The organism is Streptomyces sp. NPDC040610 (assembly GCF_055594065.1).
On sequence record NZ_JBVIXA010000004.1, the window covers coordinates 180733 to 203575 of the forward strand.

At 70.1% G+C, this 22843-nt stretch carries 21 protein-coding genes and 1 riboswitch; of the genes, 13 read left to right on the forward strand and 8 right to left on the reverse strand.

Going from position 1 to position 22843, the window contains the following annotated elements; all coding sequences use genetic code 11:
• Positions 1-64: 64 nt before the first annotated feature.
• The gene (bcp, locus tag ACZ6AA_RS16720) at positions 65-532 is read right to left on the reverse strand and encodes a thioredoxin-dependent thiol peroxidase (protein WP_289950358.1); all 468 of its coding nucleotides are present in this window, start codon (positions 530-532) and stop codon (positions 65-67) included.
• Positions 533-695: 163 nt separating this feature from the next.
• Between bcp and ACZ6AA_RS16725 the strand changes: the two genes are divergently transcribed.
• From ACZ6AA_RS16725 to ACZ6AA_RS16735, 3 genes are all read left to right on the forward strand, one after another.
• Positions 696-1022 (forward strand): DUF3618 domain-containing protein, encoded by a 327-nt coding sequence (locus ACZ6AA_RS16725; protein WP_468449965.1) that lies wholly within the window; start codon positions 696-698, stop codon positions 1020-1022.
• A gap of 97 nt (positions 1023-1119) precedes the next feature.
• Positions 1120-1422, forward strand: a complete 303-nt coding sequence (locus ACZ6AA_RS16730; protein WP_106967814.1) for a GroES family chaperonin — start codon at positions 1120-1122, stop codon at positions 1420-1422.
• Positions 1423-1495: 73 nt separating this feature from the next.
• Positions 1496-1565, forward strand: a riboswitch (guanidine-III (ykkC-III) riboswitch).
• 29 nt (positions 1566-1594) lie between these two features.
• A complete protein-coding gene (locus tag ACZ6AA_RS16735) occupies positions 1595-1915 on the forward strand; it encodes a DMT family transporter (RefSeq protein WP_468449964.1) in 321 nt (106 codons plus the stop codon).
• 9 nt (positions 1916-1924) lie between these two features.
• Here ACZ6AA_RS16735 and ACZ6AA_RS16740 read toward each other — a convergent pair whose 3' ends face one another.
• Entirely contained in the window at positions 1925-4231 is a 2307-nt protein-coding gene (locus tag ACZ6AA_RS16740) for a transglycosylase domain-containing protein (RefSeq protein ID WP_471458965.1), read from the reverse strand.
• Between the two features lie 795 nt (positions 4232-5026).
• On the opposite strand from ACZ6AA_RS16740, the gene ACZ6AA_RS16745 reads away from it, so the two are divergent.
• The 4 genes from ACZ6AA_RS16745 (at position 5027) to ACZ6AA_RS16760 (ending at position 8739) form a co-directional block, all read left to right on the forward strand.
• Positions 5027-5851: an ABC transporter permease gene (locus ACZ6AA_RS16745; protein WP_468449963.1), complete on the forward strand. Its 825-nt coding sequence runs from the start codon at positions 5027-5029 to the stop codon at positions 5849-5851.
• Complete coding sequence (locus ACZ6AA_RS16750) at positions 5844-6764, forward strand: ABC transporter permease (protein WP_468449962.1); 921 nt, start codon at positions 5844-5846, stop codon at positions 6762-6764. Before ACZ6AA_RS16745 ends, ACZ6AA_RS16750 begins: the two co-directional genes overlap by 8 nt.
• Positions 6765-6770: 6 nt before the next feature.
• Complete coding sequence (locus tag ACZ6AA_RS16755) at positions 6771-7784, forward strand: ABC transporter ATP-binding protein (protein ID WP_468449961.1); 1014 nt, start codon at positions 6771-6773, stop codon at positions 7782-7784.
• A 100-nt stretch (positions 7785-7884) separates the two neighbouring features.
• On the forward strand, positions 7885-8739 hold the full coding sequence (locus tag ACZ6AA_RS16760) for a DUF1707 SHOCT-like domain-containing protein (protein WP_471458609.1): 855 nt from the start codon (positions 7885-7887) through the stop codon (positions 8737-8739).
• A 142-nt stretch (positions 8740-8881) separates the two neighbouring features.
• Here ACZ6AA_RS16760 and ACZ6AA_RS16765 read toward each other — a convergent pair whose 3' ends face one another.
• On the reverse strand, positions 8882-10216 hold the full coding sequence (locus tag ACZ6AA_RS16765) for an SGNH/GDSL hydrolase family protein (protein WP_471458611.1): 1335 nt from the start codon (positions 10214-10216) through the stop codon (positions 8882-8884).
• Positions 10217-10459: 243 nt separating this feature from the next.
• Between ACZ6AA_RS16765 and ACZ6AA_RS16770 the strand changes: the two genes are divergently transcribed.
• Positions 10460-11818, forward strand: a complete 1359-nt coding sequence (locus ACZ6AA_RS16770; protein ID WP_468449958.1) for a DUF445 domain-containing protein — start codon at positions 10460-10462, stop codon at positions 11816-11818.
• On the opposite strand, the gene ACZ6AA_RS16775 is transcribed toward ACZ6AA_RS16770, so the two are convergent.
• The gene (locus ACZ6AA_RS16775; protein WP_471458613.1) at positions 11788-13158 is read right to left on the reverse strand and encodes an MFS transporter; all 1371 of its coding nucleotides are present in this window, start codon (positions 13156-13158) and stop codon (positions 11788-11790) included. The genes ACZ6AA_RS16770 and ACZ6AA_RS16775 overlap by 31 nt on opposite strands.
• A gap of 71 nt (positions 13159-13229) precedes the next feature.
• On the opposite strand from ACZ6AA_RS16775, the gene ACZ6AA_RS16780 reads away from it, so the two are divergent.
• The 3 genes from ACZ6AA_RS16780 to ACZ6AA_RS16790 all read left to right on the forward strand — a co-directional run bounded on the left by ACZ6AA_RS16780 (position 13230) and on the right by ACZ6AA_RS16790 (position 15604).
• Complete coding sequence (locus tag ACZ6AA_RS16780; protein WP_471458615.1) at positions 13230-14255, forward strand: GlxA family transcriptional regulator; 1026 nt, start codon at positions 13230-13232, stop codon at positions 14253-14255.
• Positions 14256-14325: 70 nt separating this feature from the next.
• Positions 14326-14823, forward strand: a complete 498-nt coding sequence (locus ACZ6AA_RS16785; protein ID WP_468449955.1) for a hypothetical protein — start codon at positions 14326-14328, stop codon at positions 14821-14823.
• Positions 14824-15178: 355 nt separating this feature from the next.
• Positions 15179-15604 carry an RICIN domain-containing protein gene (locus ACZ6AA_RS16790; RefSeq protein WP_468449954.1) on the forward strand — a complete coding sequence of 142 codons (426 nt, stop codon included), beginning with the start codon at positions 15179-15181 and terminating at the stop codon, positions 15602-15604.
• 166 nt (positions 15605-15770) lie between these two features.
• Here the strand turns inward: ACZ6AA_RS16790 and ACZ6AA_RS16795 are convergent, their stop codons facing one another.
• The gene (locus tag ACZ6AA_RS16795; protein ID WP_471458618.1) at positions 15771-16079 is read right to left on the reverse strand and encodes a hypothetical protein; all 309 of its coding nucleotides are present in this window, start codon (positions 16077-16079) and stop codon (positions 15771-15773) included.
• Between the two features lie 332 nt (positions 16080-16411).
• Here ACZ6AA_RS16795 and ACZ6AA_RS16800 point away from each other — a divergent pair, with 332 nt between their 5' ends.
• Both ACZ6AA_RS16800 and ACZ6AA_RS16805 read left to right on the forward strand, forming a co-directional pair.
• Positions 16412-17428, forward strand: a complete 1017-nt coding sequence (locus ACZ6AA_RS16800; RefSeq protein WP_471458620.1) for a DNA cytosine methyltransferase — start codon at positions 16412-16414, stop codon at positions 17426-17428.
• 9 nt (positions 17429-17437) lie between these two features.
• A complete protein-coding gene (locus tag ACZ6AA_RS16805) occupies positions 17438-18610 on the forward strand; it encodes a DNA cytosine methyltransferase (RefSeq protein WP_471458622.1) in 1173 nt (390 codons plus the stop codon).
• Here the strand turns inward: ACZ6AA_RS16805 and ACZ6AA_RS16810 are convergent.
• The 3 genes from ACZ6AA_RS16810 to ACZ6AA_RS16820 are packed head-to-tail and all read right to left on the reverse strand — an operon-like array spanning position 18600 to position 22542.
• The gene (locus ACZ6AA_RS16810) at positions 18600-19499 is read right to left on the reverse strand and encodes a DUF6339 family protein (protein ID WP_471458624.1); all 900 of its coding nucleotides are present in this window, start codon (positions 19497-19499) and stop codon (positions 18600-18602) included. The two genes, ACZ6AA_RS16805 and ACZ6AA_RS16810, sit on opposite strands and share 11 nt — an antisense overlap.
• A complete protein-coding gene (locus tag ACZ6AA_RS16815; RefSeq protein WP_471458626.1) occupies positions 19496-20473 on the reverse strand; it encodes a hypothetical protein in 978 nt (325 codons plus the stop codon). The genes ACZ6AA_RS16810 and ACZ6AA_RS16815 overlap by 4 nt, the downstream gene beginning before the upstream one ends.
• Positions 20470-22542 (reverse strand): helix-turn-helix transcriptional regulator, encoded by a 2073-nt coding sequence (locus ACZ6AA_RS16820; protein ID WP_471458627.1) that lies wholly within the window; start codon positions 22540-22542, stop codon positions 20470-20472. Before ACZ6AA_RS16820 ends, ACZ6AA_RS16815 begins: the two co-directional genes overlap by 4 nt.
• Between the last annotated feature and the right edge of the window lie 301 nt (positions 22543-22843).

Sequence of the window (22843 nt, forward strand, 5' to 3'; positions counted from 1 at the left end):
CCCCCGTGAGGGGGGCTTTGTCACATCCGCGGGCGGCGGCCGGGCCGGCGCCGGGCCGGGGGGATCAGACCCCCAGGTCCCTGATGATCTTGGCGACGTGGCCGGTGGCCTTCACGTTGTAGAAGGCGTGCTCGACCTTGCCCGCCTCGTCCACGACGACCGTCGAGCGGATCACACCGGTCACCGTCTTGCCGTACAGCTTCTTCTCGCCGAAGGCGCCGTACGCCTCCAGGGTCTCCTTGGACGGGTCGCCGACCAGCGTGACCTTCAGGTTCTCCTTCTCGCGGAACTTGGCGAGCTTCTCCGGCTTGTCGGGGGAGACGCCGATGACGTCGTAGCCCGCGGCCGCCAGCACGTCCAGGTTGTCGGTGAAGTCGCAGGCCTGCTTGGTGCAGCCGGGGGTCAGGGCCGCCGGGTAGAAGTAGACGATGACCTTGCGGCCCTTGTGGTCCGCGAGGGAGACGTCCTTGCCGTCGGCGTCGGGCAGGGTGAAGGCGGGGGCGGTGTCCCCGGGCTGAAGTCGCTCGCTCATTTACGGTCTCCTCGCAGGCAGCACGCGCGGGCGCGCACGCATCAGGGATGTGGTGACGGAGTCGAGCGTAATAGGGGTGCCATGGGGTGCGACGGGGGTGAAGCTGACAGACTGTGGAACGACCAGTACCCAGTACACGGAACACACCCACGGAGGCAGCGCGGTGTCGGATGCGGATGCCAGGACCCCTGCGCAGATCGAGGCGGACATCAAGCGCCGGCGCGACCAGCTCGCCGAGACCCTCGACGAGATCGGGGTGCGGGTCCACCCGAAGACGATCGTCGGGGACGCCAAGGCCAAGATCGCTTCGAGCGTCGACCAGTCGCTCGGGCGGGCCTATGTCGGCGCGAATCGCCTCGTCTCCGATGTGAAGGCCCAGTTCGTCGCCGAGGACGGTGCGCCCCGCGTGGAGCGGATCGTGCCGGTGGCCCTGGTCGTGGTGGGCCTGGTGGGGCTCCTCGCGGCGGGCTCCAGGCGCCGCAAGGGCTGACCCGGAGGCGTACAAGGCGCGCGGGGGCAGGTAGGTTCGGGGCGTGAGCGCCAAGACATCTGAACCAAGCACCCACGACGACAAGCTGCCGATCCGGATGCTGCACGACCGTGTGCTCGTGCGTCAGGACACCGCGGAGGGCGAGCGGCGCTCCGGCGGCGGCATCCTGATCCCCGCGACCGCGGCCGTCGGCAAGCGCCTGGCCTGGGCCGAGGTGGTCGCCGTGGGGCAGAACGTGCGCACGGTGGAGCCGGGCGACCGGGTCCTGTACGACCCCGAGGACCGCGCCGAGGTCGAGGTGCGGGGCGTGGCGTACGTCCTGATGCGCGAGCGCGATCTGCACGCCGTGGCCGCGGACCGCTTCGAGGGGTCCGAGGACTCCACCGGGCTCTACCTGTAGCGCCCGGGGCCGGGCGGCCCCGGCCCGACGCAGCCGAGAAGGGGCTGGTGACCATCGTCACCGGCCCCTTTCGCATGCCCTTTGCTACCTTGGAAGGACCCCGACGAGACGCGCCGTACCGGGATCCGCAAAGACGACGCACCCCTGAAGTCCCTTTTTCGGAGGTGCCGTCATGGCCTGGGTCCTGCTCATCGTCGCCGGTCTGCTTGAAGTCGGCTGGTCGATCGGCATGAAGTTCACCGAGGGTTTCACCCGCCTGTGGCCGAGTGTGTTCACCGGCGCGGGCATCGTCGCCAGCATGCTGCTGCTGTCCTACGCCGCCAAGACCCTGCCCATCGGCACGGCCTACGGCGTGTGGGTCGGCATCGGGGCCGCCGGAGCCGCGGTGGTCGGCATGCTCGCGCTCGGCGAGCCCGCCACCGCCGCCCGGATCTTCTTCGTCTGCCTGCTGCTCGTCGCCGTCGTGGGTCTGAAGGCGACGAGCGGCCACTGAGGCAGGGGGTCAGTCGCCGCGGCCGCGTGGCCCGGTGGTCGTCCCCTGGGTGAGCCCGCCCAGGGCGCCTTGCTGGCCGCCCTGGTCGGTGCCGCCGTCCGCGGCGCCCCCGTCGTCTCCGCCGCCGGTCGGCCCCTGGCTCTGCCCCTGCGTCTGGCCCTGGTTCTGGCCCTGTGTCTGGCCGCCCTGGTCCTGCCCCCCGGTCGGCCCCTGGTTCTGGCCGCCCTGGTCCTGACCGCCGGTCGGCCCCTGGTTCTGGCCCTGGTTCTGCCCCTGGTTCTGGCCGCCCTGGTCGCCGCCGCCGTCCGCGGCACCGCCGTCCGTGCCGCCGGTGTCCTCGTCGCCGCCGGTCGCGCCGCCCGTGTCCTCGTCCGGGTCCGGCTCCTCGGCGCTCTGCGACGGGTCGGGCTGCACCGGTACGTCCGCGCCCGGCTCCAGCTCCAGGTCGAACTCCTTCGCCGGCTTGCCCTCCAGGGCGTCCTTGGTGAACTGCGCCCAGACCCGCGCCGGATAGCCGCCGCCGTTGATGCGCCGCTCGCCGAGCGCGCCGTACAGCGGCGTCTGCGCGGCCGTCTGCGGGTCCTGGCCCATCACGGCCACGACCGTCGCCAGGTCCGGCGTGTAGCCCGCGAACCAGGCCGCCTTGTCCTCCTCGGCCGTGCCCGTCTTGCCCGCCGCCGGGCGGCCCGCGGCGAGCGCCTCGGTGCCGGTGCCGGAGTCGACGACGCTGCGCAGGATCGACGTGGTGGTGTCCGCGGCCTCGCGGCTCACCGCCGTCTTCTCGCCCCGCTCCGGCAGCGCGACGTCCTCGCCGTCCTTGGTGATCTTCTCGACGAGCGTGTACGAGCCGTGCTGGCCGTGGTTCGCGAGCGTCGCGTACGCCTCCGTCATGTCGAGCACGGACGCCGTGGACGGGCCGAGCGCGATGGACGGGGAGGCCGTGAGGTCCGGGGTCTTCTCCGGCACGCCGAGCGCGACCGCGGTGTCCTTGACCCGGTCGGAGCCCACGTCGACGGCCATCTGCGCGTACACGGAGTTCACGGACTTGTCCGTGGCCTCGCGCACCGTGATGTCGCCGTACATGCCGTCGTCCTCGTTGGCGGGCGCGTACTGGCCGCCGTCCCAGCCCTGCACCGGGCGCCGGTTGTTGCCGTCGTAGATCGTGTTCGGCGTGATCGGGGTGCCGGACTGCGTGGTCGAGCCGTTCTGCACGGCCGAGGTGAACACGAACGGCTTGAAGGTCGAGCCGACCTGGTAATCCCGTCGAGTGGCGTTGTTGACGAACTGCTTGGTGTAGTCGATGCCGCCGTACATCGCGACGACCTTGCCGGTCTTCGGGTCCACGGACGCGCCGCCCACCCGCACGTTCCGGTCGATCTTGCGGGCCTTCTTGTCGAGCTTCGACATCACCTGGTCGTCGACGGCCTTCACGAACGCGTTCTGCCGCGGCTTCTGCAGGGTGGTCGTGATGCGGTAGCCGCCCTTGCTGAGGGCGTCCTCCTCGATGATCTTGTTCTCGATGAGGTAGTCCTCGACGGCCTTGACCACATAGCCGCGCTGCCCGGACAGGTCCTGGGTGCCCTTGGCCTGGTCCGGCATCGGGAACTTCTGCTTCTTGCGGTCGGCGGAGGGCAGCCAGCCCTCCTTGACCATGCCGTTCAGGACGTAGTTCCAGCGGCCCTGCGCGGCGGTCTTGTTCTCCGGGTGCGTCGCCACGTCGTAGGCGTTCGGGGAGTTCACGAGGGTGGCGAGGTACGCGCCCTGGCCGACGCTCAGGTCCTCGACGTCCTTGCCGTAGTACGCCTGCGCGGCGGCCTGGACGCCGTAGGCGTTGCGGCCGAAGTAGCTGGTGTTCAGATAGCCCTCGAGGATGTCGTCCTTGCTCACCTCGCGGTCCAGCTTGATCGAGATGAAGAACTCCTTCACCTTGCGGGTGACCGTCTGCTCCTGGCCCAGGTAGTAGTTCTTCACGTACTGCTGGGTGATCGTCGAGCCGGACTGCTTGCCCTTGCCGGTGACCGTGTTCCAGGCGGCTCGGAGCATCGCCTTCGGGTCGACGGCGGACTCGCCGTAGAAGTCCCGGTCCTCGGCCGCGAGCACGGCGTGCTGCACGTGCTTGGGGACCTTGGACAGAGGGACGTTCTCGCGGTTCGCGCCCTTGCTGTCGCGGGCCAGCTCGCTGCCGTCGGCGTACAGGTAGACGTTGGCCTGCTTGGTGGCCAGGGCGTTCGCGGGCGGGATGTCGATCAGCAGATAGCCCGCGGTGAACCCGCCCACGCACAGCAGGACCACGAAGATGAACCCGGCGAGCACCATCCGCCAGGTCGGGAAGAGCCGCCGCCAGCCCTTGCGCTTGGGGCGCTTCTTCTTGCCGTTCTTGGCCGCCTTGCCGGTGGCCCCGTCACCCGGGGCACCCGCGGCCGCCACGGACGCGGCGGTGCCCTCGGCCCCGGCGGCACCCTGCTCGGGCTCGCGCGGCGCCCAGCCCTGGCGCTGCTGGCCCTGGCCCTGGCCCGGTCGCGGTCCCGGCCCCGGAGGGACGGCCCGCAGCTGCTGGGTGGAGGGGTCGGGGGTGCCCTGGGGCGAGCCCTGGGGCGCGGCGCCCTTGGGGCGGCCGAGCGGGCGGAGCTGCTGGGTGGAGGGGCCGCTGTCGGGAGTGCCGGAGCTGGGTGTGCCCTTCGGGGGTGTCGGGCGGTCGGCCGGGGTGCGGTCGCCCGGCTCGCCGCCCGGAGCGCGGTCGCCCGGCGCGGGGTCGCTCGGCCGGGAGGCCCGCTCGGCCGGTTCCTCGGCGGGCCCGTCCTGCCGGGCAGCGGGTTCGCTCCGCCGGGCGGCGGGCTCCTCCTGCCCGTCGCCCGGCTGACGCTGTGGCTCGTCGCTGCTCATGTCTCGCGGAACTCCCGGTTCGCGTCGTACATCTCGTACGCCTCATACATCCAGTACGCCTCGTACGACCCATTGCACACTGTCGCCGCATGCCTTTCAGGCCAGGCACGCTCCGTGGGGCGAAATTGCCTGGCACGGTCGGCCCCGACCGCACTAGGCTCCTGCGCTTTGGTCCGGGCGCTGGCCCGGGCGCGGTGGCCTGGAGCGGTACGAGGCTCTCTGAAAGGGATGTTCGTGAGATCAGGACGGTTCCGCCTGTACGCGGCCGTCGCCGCCGGCAGCTTCCGGCGGTTCGCCACGTACCGGATCGCGACCTTGGCCGGTGTGTTCACCAACACTGTCTTCGGAGTGATCCTGACCTACACCTATATTGCCCTGTGGGACGAGAAGCCTGGACTTGGAGGATACGACCAGGCGCAGGCTCTCACGTACGTGTGGCTCGGGCAGGGGCTCCTGACGACCGTCGCGGTGATGGGCGGCGGCTTCGAGGACGAGCTGATGCGGCGCATCCGCACGGGTGACATCGCCATCGACCTGTACCGCCCGGCCGACCTCCAGGCCTGGTGGCTCGCGGGCGACCTGGGCCGGGCGCTGTTCCAGCTGCTCGCGCGCGGCGTGGTGCCGATGCTGTTCGGCGGGATCGTCTTTCAACTGGCTCTTCCGGGCGATGTGTTGACGTGGCTCGCGGCGGCGGTCGCCGTGCTGCTCGCGGTGGTGGTCAGCTTCGCGCTGCGGTTCCTGGTGGCGCTCAGCGCCTTCTGGCTTCTCGACGGCACCGGCGTCGCCCAGATGGCGTGGCTCGCGAGCACGTTCTTCTCCGGGATGCTGCTGCCCCTGAACGTCTTCCCCGGCGCCCTCGGCGAGGTCGCCCGCGCGCTGCCCTGGTCGGCGCTGATCCAGGTGCCCGCCGATGTGCTGCTCGGCGAGCGCTCGGGCGTCGCGGAGCTGGCGGGGACGTACGCCTTCCAGGCCGGGTGGGCCGTCGTGCTGCTCGCCGCGGGACGGGTGCTCCAGGCCGTGGCGACGCGGCGGGTGGTGGTGCAGGGTGGCTGAGGGGACCCGGCGGGGGGAGCGGCGGGGCGGGGGGCCGGTGGGTCCGGCCGGTCCGGGGGACCGGCCGTCCGGGCTGCGTGCGGGGACCGCCGACGGGCCGCTGGACCGGGCCGGGGACGGGCTGCGCGCCTACCGGATGATCACCGCCATGTGGATCCGGTCCACCCTCGCCTACCGCGCGTCCTTCGTCATGACGGCCCTCGGCAACCTCACGGCGACCGCCCTCGACTTCGCCGCCATCCTGCTGATGTTCTCCCAGGTCGACGTGCTCGGCGGCTACCGGCTCCCCGAGGTCGCCTTCCTGTACGGCGCGGCCTCCAGCGCCTTCGGCCTCGCCGACCTCGCCATCGGCTCCATGGACCGGCTCGGCAGACGGGTGCGCGACGGCACCCTCGACACGCTCCTGGTGCGGCCCGCGCCGGTGCTCGCGCAGGTCGCGGCGGACCAGTTCGCGCTGCGCAGGCTGGGGCGGGTGGTGCAGGGGCTCCTGATCCTCGGGTGGGCCTGCGCCGCCGTCGACATCGCCTGGACGCCCCTGAAGGTGCTGCTCGTCCCGCTGATGCTGGTCAGCGGCGCGGGGATCTTCATGGCCGTCTTCGTGGCGGGCGCGGCCTTCCAGTTCGTCGCGCAGGACGCCTCCGAGGTGCAGAACGCCTTCACCTACGGCGGCAACACGCTCCTGCAGTACCCGCCGACCGTCTTCGGCAAGGACCTGGTGCGCGGCGCCACCTTCCTGGTGCCCATCGCCTTCGTGAACTGGCTGCCCGGCCTGTACGTGCTCGGCCGCCCCTATCCGCTCGGCCTGCCGTCCTGGGCCGCCTTCACACCGCCGCTGGTCGCCGTCGCCTGCTGCGCGCTCGCGGGCCTCGCGTGGCGCGCGGGACTCCGCTCTTACCGCAGCACAGGGAGCTGATACGTCATGAGCACAGGGAGCCGATACGCCATGGACACGGTCCCGGGCCCCGGCCCGGACGCCGACTTCATCGCGCTCGACGGGGTCGAGAAGATCTTCGACGTCCGCAGGAAGACCGGTTTCCTGCGCCGCGAGCGGCACCAGGTGCGGGCCGTCGACGGCATCACCTTCCGGGTGCCGCGCGGCGAGATGGTCGGCTACATCGGGCCCAACGGCGCGGGCAAGTCCACCACCATCAAGATGCTCACCGGCATCCTCACGCCCAGCGGCGGCCGCCTCAGGGTCGCGGGCATCGACCCGGCCCGCGAGCGCACCCGGCTCGCCCGGCGCATCGGCGTGGTCTTCGGCCAGCGCACCACCCTGTGGTGGGACCTGCCCCTCATCGACTCGTACCGCCTGATGCACCGCATGTACCGCATCCCCGACCGGCGCTACGCCGAGAACCTCGACCGGTGCGTCCAACTCCTCGACCTCGGCGAGCTGTTGGACGTGCCCGTGCGTCAGCTCTCCCTCGGGCAGCGGATGCGCGGCGACATCGCCGCGGCGCTCCTGCACGACCCCGAGGTGCTCTACCTCGACGAGCCGACCATCGGGCTCGACGTCGTCAGCAAGGCCAAGGTCCGCGGCTTCCTGCGCGACCTGAACGCCGGGTCCGGCACCACCGTGCTCCTGACCACCCACGACCTCACCGACATCGAGCAGCTGTGCAAGCGCGTCATGGTCATCGACCACGGGCGTCTGATGTACGACGGGCCGCTGGCCGGGCTGCACGAGGTGGGCGCGAGCGAGCGCACCCTCGTGGTCGACCTGGAACGCGAACTTCCGCCCCTGGAGGTCGAGTCGGCCCGGGTCGTGAAGGTCGAGGGGCCCCGGCAGTGGCTGGCGTTCCCGGCCGCCGCGTCGGCCGCGCCGCTGGTCGCCGCGGTCGCGGAGCGCTATCCCCTCGTCGATCTGTCCGTGCGCGAACCCGACATCGAGGCCGTGATTGCCAAGATGTACGCGGACCGGGGGACCTCGTAGGCTGCGGGTGCTGCGCATTTCCGGGGCGCCCCCCGGGTCCCCAGCAGGAGAAGCAGGTTGGCCGGATTCGCCGGCACGGACATCACGAGGTGACCTCAGCATGACGGACGCCGGGCCCACGCCACCGCCGGACGAGCCACCCGTATCCGGACGGGACGACTCCGGTTCGCCGCCTGCTGTCCGGGCGACCCCCGGCGAGGTGGCTGCCGCCGAGCTGCGGGCCTCCGACGCCGACCGGGAGAAGGTCGCCGACGTGCTGCGCGAGGCGTTGGCCGAGGGGCGGCTCGACATGGAGGAGTTCAACGAGCGCCTCGACGTGGCCTATCGGGCCCGTACGTACGGCGAGCTCGCCCCGCTCACCCGGGATCTGCCGTCCGGGGGCGCGCCCGGGCCCAAGGTGTCCATGGTCAAGCGGTCCGGGGGCGAGGACAGCGACGAGATCGACTGGGACGAGCGGGTCGTCGGGGGCGAGCCCTCGTCCAGTGGGGCCGTCGCGATCTGGGGCGGGTTCAACCGCAAGGGCGGGTGGACGATCGGGCGGCTCTTCACGTCCTTCGCGATGTGGGGTGGTGGGGAGATCGATCTGCGCGAGGCGCGGTTCGCCGAGCGGGACGTCGTCATTCGGTGCTTCGCCCTCATGGGCGGGATCCAGGTCACCGTGCCGCCCGAACTCAACGTCACCGTCAAGGGCTTCGGGATCATGGGTGGCTTCGGGGACGACGCCACCGGGCCCGGTACGCCGGGGTCGCCGCGCGTCGTCGTCACCGGGTTCGCCCTCATGGGCGGGGTCGCCGTCGAGCGGAAGCTGCGCAAGCAGGAGCGGGCCCGGCTGAAGGCCGAGCGGCGGGAGTTGCAGGCGCGGCGCCGGGAGGAGCGGCATGCGCTGCACGAGCGGCGCCGCGAGGACTGGCGTGCGGAGCATGAGCGGAGGCGGGAGGAGCGGCGCAGGGACTGACCTTCGCGGGGCGCTCTGGCCGTTGTCCCGTGCGGGTGGGTGGGAGTGAGCCTGTCCGGCGTTTGAGAACCAGGCGCGGAGCGCCGCATCGGGGGCGGGTGGTCCCACCCGCACGGGGTGGTCCGGCGCGGGTCCCGGCGGGCTAGAGCTCTGCGGCCGAGGAGCCCTTCAGGTCGGCCGGGTTGAACGCCTGGCCCATCCGGCGGAACCCCTCGTCGCTGGGGTGCAGGCTGTCGCCGGAGTCGTACCGGTCGAGCAGGGCCCGCGGATCGTAGGGATCCCGCAGCGCCTTGTCGAAGTCGACGACCGCGTCGAAGACCTTGCCGGAGCGGATCTCCTTGTTGACGGCCTGCCGCACGCCCTCCAGGGCGGGCGTGTACCCCCGGTGCCCGCCGAAGGGCATCAGCGTCGCCCCGACGACCCGCAGCCCGCGGGCATGGGCCTGCCGGGTCAGCTCCCGCAGCCCGTCGGTGATGCGCCGGGGATCGGTCTCCTGCGGATTGCGCAGGATGTCGTTGATGCCGAGGGCGATGACGACGGCCTTGACCCCGGTGCGCCCGAGGACGTCACGGTCGAAGCGGGCGAGCCCGCTGGGGTTGGCGCCGGGCCCGCCCCGGGCACCGGGCCTCCCGTCGGACAGGACACGGTTGCCGCTGATGCCCTGGTTCACGACGCTGTAGCGCGGCGCGCCGGCGTCCTGGCGCAGCCGGTCGGCGAGGACGTCGGTCCAGCGACGGTTGGCGCCCATGGTGGAGGTGATGCCGTCGGTGATGGAGTCGCCGATGACGACGACGGTCCCGTCGGTGTCGTTGCTGAGCACGTCGACGGCGGAGAGATAGCGCCAGTAGGGGCTCTGCTCGTGGTACGCCGACCCGCTCGGGTCCTCGGTGTGGTCACCGTCGGCGACGTACGAGATCTGACGCGCGTGCGGGTGGTACGTCACCGGCCCGGACGCGGTCGGCGAGAACGTCGTGACCAGCAGGTCCGAGTCGTGCGGCACACGCAGCCGGACGGCGTCGCTGACGATCTGCTGCCCGGGCTGGACCACCACGGAGGTGTCGCCGCGGAACGTCAGCCGCCGCAGCGTACCGGCGGCCGCGGTCGGGTTGTTCGAGGCGGTGGCCACGGCGACGGAGGCGTGCGTGACGGTGAGCGGCTGGGTGCCGTACAGGTTCGACAGGGTGATGCGGGTGCTCTCGCCGCCGACGCTGGTGTGCACCACGTTGCGTACGGAACGCCCCGCCATGCCGCGCGCCCCGGTGCCGGGTTCGGCGCCCGCGGGGGAGGCGGACCAGGTGCCCACCCAGGTGCCCGCCGACGCCGGGGCCGCGGAGTTGCGCGGCCCGCGCGGCGAGGCGCTGAGCTGGTCCTTCGTGTCGTCGTCGGCGCCCGTGACGCCGATGTATATGGCCGCTGAGACGACCACGATGACCGCGAGCACGGCGGCCAGCAGTGCATAACCGTGACGCTTGGTCATGCGGGCTGTTTCTCCTCGGGCAGGGGGAGCCCGAGGCTCCGGTGTGAACACCCCATGATGCGTCATGGGCCGCGAGAGGGCCGACACTGCCCCCCTCCGCTCACTCAGACGCCGGGAACTTGTGGTTCGTTCCAGGAGTAGGACTGGAAGAGACAATGCGAACGGGTACGACGACGGCGTACGACTGACGTACGCGCCACCAGGCACGCGCAGGAACAGCGACGCGAAAACGGGGCTCCAGGGATGCAAGGTACGAACACGGAGGAAACAGCCGAGGCGGGCAGGGAACAGCATGCCCGTGACGGCCGCTCCCCAAGCGCGGGCGGCGCACCCGCCGGCCCCGGCGCCTTCAGCGAGGCCGACGCGGAGAAGCAGCGCGGCGTCCGCCGGATGAAGCTCACCGCGACGGGCCTGCTGCTGTTCGTCGCGGTCGTGTACGTGCTCGCGAAGTGGGCGCAGAACACGGGCGCCGGGGCGTGGGCCGGATATGTCGCGGCGGCCGCCGAGGCGGGCATGGTCGGCGCGCTCGCCGACTGGTTCGCGGTGACGGCCCTGTTCCGGCACCCCCTCGGCATCCCCATCCCGCACACGGCGATCATCCCGAAGAAGAAGGACCAGCTCGGCGTCTCCCTCGGGGACTTCGTCGGCGAGAACTTCCTCTCCCGGACGGTGGTGCGCCAGCGCCTGCGCGCCGTCGGCATCGGCAGCCGCCTCGGCACCTGGCTCGCCGAGCCGGAGCACGCCGACCGCGTCACCGCCGAGCTGGCCACCGCGCTGCGCGGCGCCCTCACCGTCCTGCGCGACTCGGACGTGCAGGCCGTCGTCGGCGAGGCCATCACGCGCCGCGCCGACGCCCAGGAGATCGCGCCCGGCATCGGCAAGATGCTGGAGAAGGTCGTCACGGACGGCGGCCACAAGCGGGTCGTGGACCTGGTGTGCGTGCGCGCCCACGACTGGCTGGTGGCGCACGCCGACTCGGTGATGGACGCCGTCGAGGGCGGCGCCCCCGGCTGGACCCCGCGCTTCGTCGACAAGAAGGTCGGCGAGCGGGTCTACAAGGAACTGCTGCGCTTCGTCACCGAGATGCGCGACATGCCCGGCCACCCGGCCCGCGGCGCCCTCGACCGCTTCCTCACCGACTTCGCCTCCGACCTCCAGTCCGACACGGACACCCGCGCCCGCGTCGAGCACCTCAAGCGCGAGGTCATCGCCCGCGACGAGGTGCAGGACCTGATCGCCTCCGCCTGGTCCGCGGTCCGCCAGATGATCGTGGCCGCCGCCGAGGACGAGCGCAGCGAACTGCGCCTGCGCGTCCGGGCGGCCCTGCTCTCCCTCGGTCAGCGCATGGCCACGGACACGCGCCTCCAGGAGAAGGTCGACGGCTGGGTCGAGGGCGCGGCGGTGTACGTCGTGACGACGTACCGCGACGAGATCACGTCCCTCATCACGGACACGGTCGCGAGCTGGGACGCCGAGCACACGTCGCGCAAGATCGAGGCCCACATCGGCCGCGACCTGCAGTTCATCAGGATCAACGGCACGGTGGTGGGGTCGTTGGCGGGGCTCTTGATCTACACGGTGTCGCGGGCGCTCGGGGGCTGACGGCTGTCCGACGGGTGGGCGGCGGGGCTCGCCAGCGACAGCAGCGCCGCCGTCGCGCACAGCGCCGCCGTCCCCACCCACACCAGGTCGTACGACCCGAACGCGTCCCGGGCCGCGCCGCCGAGGAACGCGACGGCGCCCGCGCCCACCTGGTGCGCGGAGTTGACCCAGCCGAACACGACGGCCGCGTCGGGCCCGAAGTACGCGCGGCACAGCGCGATCGTCGGCGGCACCGTCGCCACGTCGAGCAGCCCGAAGACGACCACGAAGGCCACCAGCGGGGGCCGCACGGTCGCGGTGAGCAGCAGCGGCAGCGCGAGCAGGGCGAGGCCGCGCAGGGCGAAGTACGCGGCGAGCAGCCGGCGCGCGTCCCGGCGGTCGGTGAGCCAGCCGGAGGCCACCGTGCCCGCCACATTGAAGATCCCGATCAGCGCGAGCAGTGACGCGGCGGCCGTCATCGGCATGCCGTGGTCGTGCGCGGCGGGCGCGAAGTGCGTCCACATCACGCCGTTCGTGGAGGCCCCGCAGATCGCGAAGGTCCCGGCGAGCAGCCAGAAGGGGCCGGTGCGGGCGGAGCGGAGCAGCACGCGTACGGCACGGCGGCCCGCTCCCGCGACGGGGGCGGGCCGCGGCACGAACTCCACCGCCCCGTGCGGGCGTCGCCCCACGTCCGCCGGATGGTCCCGCAGCGTCAGCCACACCAGCGGCGCGGCGAGCACGGCCGCGCCCGCGAGCGTCAGCGCCGCCGCCCGCCACCCGTACCGCCCCACGACCTCCGAGAGCACCGGCAGGAACACGAACTGCCCCACCACGCCCGCCGCCGTGAGCAGCCCCGTGACCAGGCCGCGGCGCGCCACGAACCACCGCTCGGTGACGGTCGCCGCGAACGCCATCGCCGTGGCGCCGGTGCCGAGCCCCACGAACACGCCCCAGTAGAGCGCGAACTGCCAGGCCGCCGTCATCGCGGTGGCGGTGAGCACGGCCCCGACGCCGACGAGGCCGAGGGCGCCCGTCGTCACGTACCGCATCCCGAACCGGTCCATCAGCGCGGCCGCGAAGGGCGCGGTGGCCCCGTACACGACCATGTTCACCGCGCTGCCCACCCCGACGGCGCCGCGCGACCAGCCGAGTTCGGCGTGCAGCGGCCCGACGAGGAGGCCCGCGAGGGTGGTGAAGGCGCCCGCCGTGACGATGGCGAGGGCGGCGGTGGCGGCGATGGTCCAGGGGGTGAGGGGGAGGCGTGACGTGCTCGGGGCGGGGGTCGGCCCGCGTGGAGGCGTACTCGGTGTGCGCGGTGCCGTACCCGGCGAATGTGGCGATGTGCTCGACGACGTGCTCATGAACCGAGCGTCCGTCCGGCGGGGTGAGCGCGACGAGTGGCCGGATGGCCAGGGTGTGCAAGGATCTGGCCATGCCGACGCAAGGGACCGGAGCACCTCGTACGGCGGCGCGAGCAGGGCGCCGCACCGTCGCCGTCCTCGTCCGGGACGGCGTCCTGCCGATGGAACTCGGCCTGGTCCACCAGTTGTTCGGCAGCGCGCGCGACGCGGCGGGCGCCCCGCTCTACACGCCCCTGACCTGCGCGCTGCGCCCCGGAATGGTCGACACGGACGCCGACTTCCCGATCCGCGCGCCGCACGGCCCCGAGGTCCTGGCAGGCGCGGACACGGTGATCGTGCCCGCGTCGCACCGCGAGGACGAGTCACTGCGCCCCGGGGGACTGCCCGCCCCGCTGGCCGAGGCGCTCACCCTCGCCTCGTCGGCCCGCCGCATCGCCTCGATCTGCACGGGCGCGTTCGTCCTCGCGGCGGCGGGACTCCTGGACGACCGCCGGGCGACGACGCACTGGCTGTCGGCGGAGCGGCTCGCGCGCGGCTTCCCGTCCGTCACGGTCGATCCGGACATCCTGTACGTGGACGAGGGCGCCGTGCTGACGTCGGCGGGGGAGGCGGCCGGGATCGACCTGTGCCTGCACCTGATCCGCCGCGACCACGGGGCGGCGGTCGCGGCGGCCGTGGCGCGCCGCACGGTGGTGCCGCCGCACCGGGAGGGCGGGCAGGCCCAGTACATCCAACGCCCGGTCGCCGCCGAGCCCGAGTCGATGTCGACGGGACCGGCGCGGGCCTGGGCCCTGACCCGCATCGGCGAGCCCCTGACCCTCGCCGAACTGGCTTCCCAGGCCTCGATGAGCGTCCGCACCTTCAGCCGCCGCTTCCGCGACGAGACGGGCCTCACCCCGGTCCAGTGGCTCACCCAGCGCCGCGTGGACCGCGCCCGCCAGCTCCTGGAGGAGACCGACCACACGGTCGACCGGATCGCGGCGGAGTGCGGGTTCGGGACGGGGGCGTCGCTGCGGGGGCACTTCCAGGCGGGGGTGGGGGTGTCGCCGGGGGCGTATCGGGCGACGTTCCGGGGGCGGCCGAGTACACGGGGGTGACCGCGTACGCAGAGGGAGCTGAGTACGCGTACTCAGGCACGGACGCGCCGGTGCCGTCACCGTCGTACACATGAACGCACCGAGTTCGCTGCTGAACGTACCGACTCCGCGGCACAACCCCTCGCGCCTGCTGCGCAACGCCCTGCGCCCGCTGCGCGGTCGGCCGTTCGCCGAGCGCTGGGCGACGCGCCTGCTCGGCGCGGGCCTGGCGGCCGCCGCGTACCTGCTCTTCATCCCCTGGGACCTGCGCAACCGCGCCGAGACGCCGGGCGCGATCAACGAGACCTCCCCGGTGACGGACACGGGCATCACGCTCGTCGTCGCCACCGTCCTCGTCCTCGCCGCCTACTTCGGCTTCCGCGACCGCATGCGCTGGACGCTCCCGGTGGTGGCCGCCCCGCCCGCCGCCCTCCTGTACACGTCCTTCGCCACGCACGAGCCGCCGGACGCCTCGATCTGGCCGGTGGCATGGCTGGTCATGGTGATGGCCGGGAGTGGTGTGGTGCTGGCGGTGGCGGGATTCGCGCGGCAGTTCCGGGGGGACGGGGCGGCGGGTCGCTCGGCCTAGGGTCGGCCGCCGGGCGGGGCGGGGGTGTGGCCGCCGGGGGGTGTACGGGGCGTACGGATCGGGGCAGTTGGCGTCCCCGGGACCGGCGCACCTGTCGCCCCCGGCGCGCCCTCGCCACCCGGAGGGCGCTCCCGTACCAGTACGGATCCCGGCCCCGGCGAGGTGAGAGACCCCTCGCCCACCGCACACCTCCCCACCCCCCTCCGACCGAATCGCTGGACACGTACCCCCCTGACCCGGCCGTCCCCAAATCCCGCTCTACGACCGGAAGACCCCGTTACGTGACGCGCGGACGCCGCCTACGTTGAGGTCCGCCCGCTTGGGCACCGCCCCTCTCTCGTACGGAGGTTGACGCATGGCTCCGATCATCCCGGACGGCGAATACTGGATCAGGAACGCCGCCTTCGAGGACCTGTACGTGGACCTGAGCGGCGGCTCCACCTCCCCGAACACGCCGATCAGCGGCTGGGAGCTGCACAAGGGCACCAACCAGAAGTGGCGCATCTCGACCACCAACGGCGTGAACCAGTACGTCATCAAGAGCGCCGCGGGCGACTCCTACATCTCGCAGAGCGACATCCGCATCTACCCGCCCCTGATCGCGGGCCAGCCCGTCCCGCTCCAGTGGTCGATCGAGCCGGTCGGCGAAAACCTGTTCCGCATCGCCTTCGTCTACGCCAACGGCGTCATCACCCTCCCGTCGAACCGGAGGGGCACGCAGCTCAACCTCGAGGAGTGGATCGGGGAGCGCAACCAGAAGTGGTTGTTCGAGTCGGCGTGACGGTCTGAGCCTCGGGGCGGCTTTGGCCGCCTGACCGGCCGACCCGCTGTAGGCCTGCCTGGGGGAAGCGCGGCCCCGTGCACCTGATCGGTGCGCGGGGCCGTCGGCGTCCGGCGTGGTGGCGGCTTGCGCCGGCCTGCGTCGGCCGTGGTGTCGGCGGCCTGCGTCAGCCTCGGCGGCGGTCGACGACCACCCAGGACGCGAGCGCGACGCTCCCGGCCACGCCGAGGACGGCGGGCCAGGCGCCGACCTTCTTCGCCAGCTGGTGCGACCCGGCGAACCCGGCGACGTACGCGGCGCTGAGCGCGGCGGCGGTCTTCGGGCCGGCCTGCTGGCGCCATTGGTGCGCGGCGGCGGCTCCGGCTGCGGCGAGGACGGCTCCGCCTAGGGGGCGGTTTTTGGTGAACCGGGCGGTGGCGTACCCGCCGAGGAGGCCGGTGGCGGCCACTGCTGCTGCCGGAATCTTCGCCGTCATTGGTCCGCCTCTCGGTGGTACGTCCTGGATGCTTCTTGGCCAGAGGCTAACGCGGGGCAGTGATTCGCCAGTCACCGGGATCGGAGCTTCGGATCCGTCGGGAACGGCTGTGCGGTCGCCCGCTCGGTGAGGTCGCCGGCCGCAGTCGCGCGCAGCTTCCCCTCGATGGACCGGCCCTGGCCGCGTAGCCCCGTGGGACTCGACGAAGTCCCGCACCCACAGCCTGTCGAGCTGATGAATGTGTCACTTCAGCCCGTGAGCCCGGTGAAGGGGCACCCGGAACAGAGCTTCTGGCGTACGTTGTTCGACACACGTACCTACGGAGGAGCTCGATGCCCGCGGCAACCCCTTTCAGGTCCTTAGAAGTTTGCGCGGGAGCAGGTGGCCTCGCGCTCGGTCTGGAGTCGGCAGGGTTCGCCCCTGTGGCGTTGGTCGATACCGACAAAACGGCATTGACGACACTGTTCGGGAATCGGCCGTCGTGGTCCCTGATAGAGGAGGACCTGCGGAGTTTCGATCCCCACGAACACCCGGAAGCCTTCGATGTGGACCTGCTCTCGGCGGGAACCCCGAGAGTGAAGTCGATCGCGACGATCAACCGGGCGGGCGATCAGGCCGAACGCGAGCTGGTGACTGCCGCCCTCTATCTCGTGGGTACGGTCAAGCCGCGTGCTGTTCTCTTCGAGAACGTACCCGGCCTTGTGGACGGCGATGAATTCGACGACGTGCGAGCAGAGATTGAGGCGGAACTCGCCCATCACGGCTACCGCCTGTTCAAGAGCGTGCTCAATGCGATGGATTTCGGAGTTGCGCAGGACCGCAAGCACGGGTTCTTCGTGGCACTGAGGGAATCGGACGCTGCCGGCTTCGAATGGCCGACGCCGCTCCCCGGGCCGGCACCGGTTGTCGGTGATGTATTGCGTGCGTCCATGGCCGGCGCGGGCTGGCCCCACGCGGATGCCTGGGTCGCCCACGCGCGCCGCCCCGCGCCCACACTCGTGGGCGGATCCGACCGGCGGGGCGGACCGGACCTCGGGCCCGAGCGCGCGAAGGCGATCTGGGAGCGCATGGGCATCAACGGCGGAACTGTCGCCGACGAGGTACCGGGGCCGTCGGACGGTTGGGCATTGGGCGGCGAGCGCCGCGAGCTGCCTGCGCTCACCGTGGCACAGGCGGCCCTGCTCCAGGGCTTTCCTCCCACATGGCAGATCGCCGGCCGGAAGACCCGGAGGTACAGGCAGGTCGGGCAGGCCGTGCCACCGCCCCTTGCGTCGGCGCTCGGCCGGCAGATCGCCGCAGCGCTCACCGGCTCCTCGGGCGACTCGTCGCCGGCACTGCGCGCCGTCTAAGATCTCGGCATGAACGCTGCCCCCCACATCACTCCTGTCAACATCGTTGACCTGTTCTCGGGTTGCGGCGGCCTTACGCAGGGATTCCACGAGTTTCGGCCCGGGGCAGTCGAACATCCGGTCTTCCGTACGGTCGCCGCGGTCGAGCACGATGTCGCTGCGGCCTCGACCTACGCCTTGAACTTTGCAGGGGAAGCAGGAGGATCAGGGCACATTCACGCCGGTGACATCGAGGACTGGGAGCCGGACGCGCATGCGGGACGGGCAGAGGTAATTCTCGGCGGTCCGCCCTGCCAGGGCTTTTCCGGATTGGGCAAGGAAGACAAGAACGACCCGCGGAACAAGCTCTGGCGTGAATATGCGCGAGTAGTGAACGCCATCAAGCCGAAGATGTTCATCGTCGAGAATGTCGATCGATTCCTGCGTTCTCCCGAGTTTGCACTTCTGCATGCCGCCACGGAGAAGCCGGACGGAATGTTGCGGGACTACGAGCTGGTTCAGCAATCCGTTCTTAATTCCGCCGACTTCGGTGTCCCACAAGCCCGGAGGCGCGTGATTGTTGTCGCGGTCCGGCGAGATCTGAAGTATTTGCAGAATCTTGCGTACCCTCGACAGACCCACGCCAAGAATGGCGGCGACTTCCTCCCCGGTGCGGGACAGGAGAAGTGGACGGCTGTGGGGCCGGCCATCTTCGCCCATACGCCGGACGAGACGCGCACGACCGAGCTTCCGGAGAGGGAGTGTGCACCCCTTGGAGTCACACTGCCCGGCGTATTCGCGACCACTGATCTGCACTTCGGCCGTAATCCCACGGAGCTTTCCCGGCAGCGGTACAGGGCGATCCCGGAGGGTGGCAACAGGCACGACCTTCCTCCGGAACTCTCGACGGCCAAGTGGATTGCCCACAAGAGTGGTTCGCACGATGTCATGGGGCGTATGTACTGGGATCGCCCGTCCGTGACCATCAGGACCGAGTTCTACAAACCGGAGAAGGGGCGCTATCTGCACCCCCGTGCGCATCGTCCCATCACTCACTATGAAGCGGCCCTGATCCAAGGATTCCCCGCTGACTTCAAGTGGAGTGGAAGCAAGATTCAGATCGGCAGACAGATCGGTAACGCAGTACCTGTCGGCCTGTCCCGGGCGCTGGCCGGGATGGTGTACGGCGCACTCAGGAGCTGACGCCTTCTTCTTCCACTTTGACCGTCTTGCCGCGTACCGGCGCCGTCTCGAAGAGGACGCGGAACCATTCGGTCAAGCGCTCCACTGAACGGTAGGGCACACTTCCGTCCACCGGGCCCTGTGGCAATTGGTTCTGGCTGTAGGCCGGGTCCGTTGCAATGGCTCTGATCCAGTCCTGCAGGGCTTCGTAGTCCCTTGGCTCGTCGGGCCCGATGGCCTCGTACACCAGAGTGCTTCCTGCCGCATTCGCTACCGCCGCCAAGCCGTTCACATCGCGACCTGTTCTGATGAGATCACCATCCAGGAGTTCGATGATGGCTTGAGCGGTCGGCCGGTGATTGATCATGTCCAGGCGAATCACAGTATTGAGAATGTCTTGATTCGAGCAGGCTTTGGCCGCGGGCCTGTAATCCTCGCCGTCACGGAACAGCTCGGCTGCCCACCACAGCCGGGAAAAACACTGAATGTCCCAACGTCCGCTGAATCGAGCCACCTGGCCGACCACGATGCGACCTTCCCTTTCCCTGCCCCAGCGCCACCGGACAAAGTCCGGTGCCACGCGCAGGGCGATGAAGTTCCACAGCCCGGAGTCCGTCGCTTCTGCGCGAGTGAGTCGGAGTGTGTAATGAAGACGTGGGGCCAGCCAGGAGTCCGAGGGCGCGGGCCGCTTCTCATCGAAGCGTTCCATCGTGTCTTCGAGCAGACTCCGGAGATCTGAAGCATTCCAACGAGGAGTGTCATCGATGGGGCTGTCGGAGTTTTTTATCAATAGGGTATGGGGCAGCGGGGCGCCGTCGTTCACCACGCCGGGTGTCAGTACTTTGGTCGCCACGGAGTCAGAGATCCGCCCCAGTATCTCGGGAAGTTCAGGCTTCCTTTCCGTGGTCACACGGGCTCCTTCTTGTTCGCCATCCTTCGCAGGTCACGCAGGACAGTTGAAATCTTCCTCGGCTTCCGTGATTGCACACCAGAAGCGTGAATCAGCCTACGCTGCAAATCGCTGCCGTTCTCACCTTCCCTGCGTGCCTCGATCAGTTCAGTCAAAGCCTGGTCGGGAGGAAGGTTCGGGTACAGGTCCGGGAGCATCCTGCGCAGGACGTCCTCGTGCCACCCTCCGGGCCATTGGGCTTCGGTACCTTCCATCTGGCACGCGTACACAGAGGCGTTGAAGAGCGCACTCCATGCCTCGGCTGCCACTTGGGAGGAGAGGATCTCCTGTACGAGCTTCTGCTCGGTCCCGGTGGCCTGGTCCAGTATTCCCCTCAAGCCGTCCACCGCGGAGTTGAGGTAGAGGACGGGTTCTCCGACCTCGGTGTCGAGAAGCCATGGGTCGTCCCGATACTCCTTGAGGTGGTCGTGCTCCGTGAAATCGATCCAGCGCATTCGTAGCGATCGCTCCGGCGTCGGCCGTTTGGCCTCGAAGTCGATGTCCCACGGCTGTTGCGCCTCCCCGACCAGGCGACCCTCGATACCACCCACTGTGGCCACGATGCACGCGTCGAGCCGGCTCCGTCCGACGTGCTCCTCACGGCGGAGCTCCGCTTCTCCGATCCATCTCCCCGGTCCGTCGGGCGAGAGGGAGAAGGCGTGGTAGACGTTCCCTTTGCGATTCCTCACCACGACGATGCAGGACGGGTCACGCCACGGCCCCGTGGCGAGCTCGTCCTTCTCGGCCGTCACGGAGACTTTGAGACGGAGTTCGGACCACCGCTCGTTGGTCTCCTTGAGATCGTGGAGAGCCACGACCTGGTCCCGATCATTGATCCTTTCCATGATCCCGATCGGTCGGTTGTCGATGAAGACCTGGTCCACCTGCAGGCGGACATCGCCGCTGAGAACTCTGTAAGGGAAGGCCGTCTTCATCCCTGCTCCTCCTTGGCCCGCCGTATCTCGACCATCACTTGGGCCATGTTCGCCGACACCGGGTGGCTGGTGACGGCTGTGATGCCCCGGAACCTTCCGCGGGTCGCGCCCTCGCGGAAGACCAAATTGCCACGGGGGGTCAATGAGCAACTGTCCACGGGAATCACCTCACTCCACCTGACGCTGACCGGGCCTGTCGAGCGTGCAACGAATCTTGGCACGGGCGTGAGTACCCAGGGCTCGTCCTGCTTGGGCAACTGCACCGTGACCTCGACGTCCCATGCGCCGGCGCCGTCCACCTCACCGGAGATGGCCTTGACCGTCGGAAAGCCCTGTGCACGGCCCTCCTTGGGCGGATCCAACCGCAGCAGTTCACGCAGCACCGCGGGTCCTTCGTCCTGATCCGTCTGCTCCTCCGCGCCACGGAGGAGTTCCCGGACCTTCTGTTCCGCTGCCTTCTTGAAGTCCACGATCCTCTGCCGGGCCCCGCGCTCATACGTCGCGGTGAGGTCCTCCGTGCCCACCCAGTCGTTGTGGTCCGGCGGCTCGGCGGTCCGCAGCATCTGCTCTGCTGCTTCCGCGTCAGGCGTACCCGTCATCGTCGCCGCGCCGGCCAGCAGCACTGCCTGGAAGGGGCGATGGCCCAGCGGAAGGTCACCGACCCGCTTGCTCTTCACTACCATCCGCGTCGCGCGCATGAAGGCGACCTGGTCGGGCCCTTCGTCTTCGTCGCCGGCCGGAGTGAGGAGGAGCACGGCCTCGTGCACCCCGGGATCGCCGGTGGCCGGATCGTTCTTCCGCCGACGCAGCTCGAGCGGTACGGAGGCCTCCAACACCTGAGTGCGGTCGGTCAGTTCAGAGACCGTCTCGCCGTCGAGGAAGGCCTGGACCGCCCTGGAGCGGGCGGGTTCGTGCTTGTGCGGGTCGATGAACTTCTCGGGCCGCACGGGTATGCCGTTGCGGAAAGCGGACACCGCTACCCGCAGCTTTGCTCCCTCGAGTCTGCCGCCCACCATGGAGGCCCAGAAGTTGCGGGACAGGCTCTGTACCAGCCGGTCGTGCATCTCCTCGATGTCTTCGGACTCGCCCGAGCCGTCGTAGGCACCGACCACGAGGAACGACGTGCCGGGAGTGGAGTCGGCCCTCTCGAGATGCAGGCGCTCGGCCATCTCCTTCGTGCCCCACCAGGAGCGGGCGGTGTTCTGCCGTTCGTGGTCCGGCACGCCGAACCATCCGGGTCCCGCGTACTCCTTGCCGCCCAACGAGTGCCACGGAAGCTCCAGACGCCCTGCCATGCGACGCTCCCTGCGCCCGCCTTCGGACTCCGAGAGCGTGCTGTTCACCAAGACCAGCCCGAACCGACTGGCGGCCCACAACGCCGCTTTGCCCAGTCCGTACGAGCCGCCCTGCGCGCCCGCCTTTCCACTGTCCAACGTGCGCCTGACCACACGTGCGAAGCGGCCGTCGGCGTACTCCGGGCCGGTCAGGCCCGTTGCGTTGTGGTCGTCGATCCTCAGCAGAATGAGCCGCTGTCTCCTCTCCAGCTCTTGCAGACCGTCCCGGAGTACGCGGCCGACCTTCTGCTGGGCATCCGCCGCGGACGAGATGTGTTTCTCGATCGAGGCCCACCCCAGTGCGTCCATGAAGCTCTGCAGGTGATGTCCCGTCAGCTCGTGGAGCACGTAGCGTGCGACGACCGGCGCCTCTCCGGGCAGTTGCTCGTCCAACGAGTTCTGTGTGGCTTCCCTCGCGAGGACATCGAGGCTTGCCGAGAACGCGAAGTTGGCGGCGTTGCCTCCCTCACGGCCGCCGTCGTCCGGCGCCAACCGGAAGATCCACTCCAACTCGTTCGGTGCGGAGGCGGGAACGCGCCGGCTCACCGCGTCCTCTATCTCGACGCCGAGCGCCGTGGCGATTGCCGCGATCTTCTCGTAGCGAGGTACGGACCGGCCGTTGACCCATCCGTTGACGGCCGCCCCCGTGACGCCGGTCAGTTCGGCAAGCTGCTTCTGCGTCATTCCCCTCGACGCCAACAGCCTGGCCAGCCAGGTCCCGAACTCCTCGGTCACATCCGCTCCCTGTCGCACTCGATCGGTTAATCGATCATGCTCGGATGAAGTTTCCTAAATCCGAGTGGGGCTAAAGTGGACATATCGACCACTTCACTTGCTCTCATCGCTGAATCCTGTCTTCATCATAGGGCCCCCACTCTTTCGGGTGACGGAGTCGTACATGATGTCGTAAGGTAACTACTCCTGGTGGATGCGGAGTTGTCAGGACTTGGCGGCTGCTCGGTATGGGGCCCTCCAGCGAGGGCGAAATGCGGCTTTTTCGGTAAAATATCCCTTTTCTCTGCGCCTTAGAGAGGAC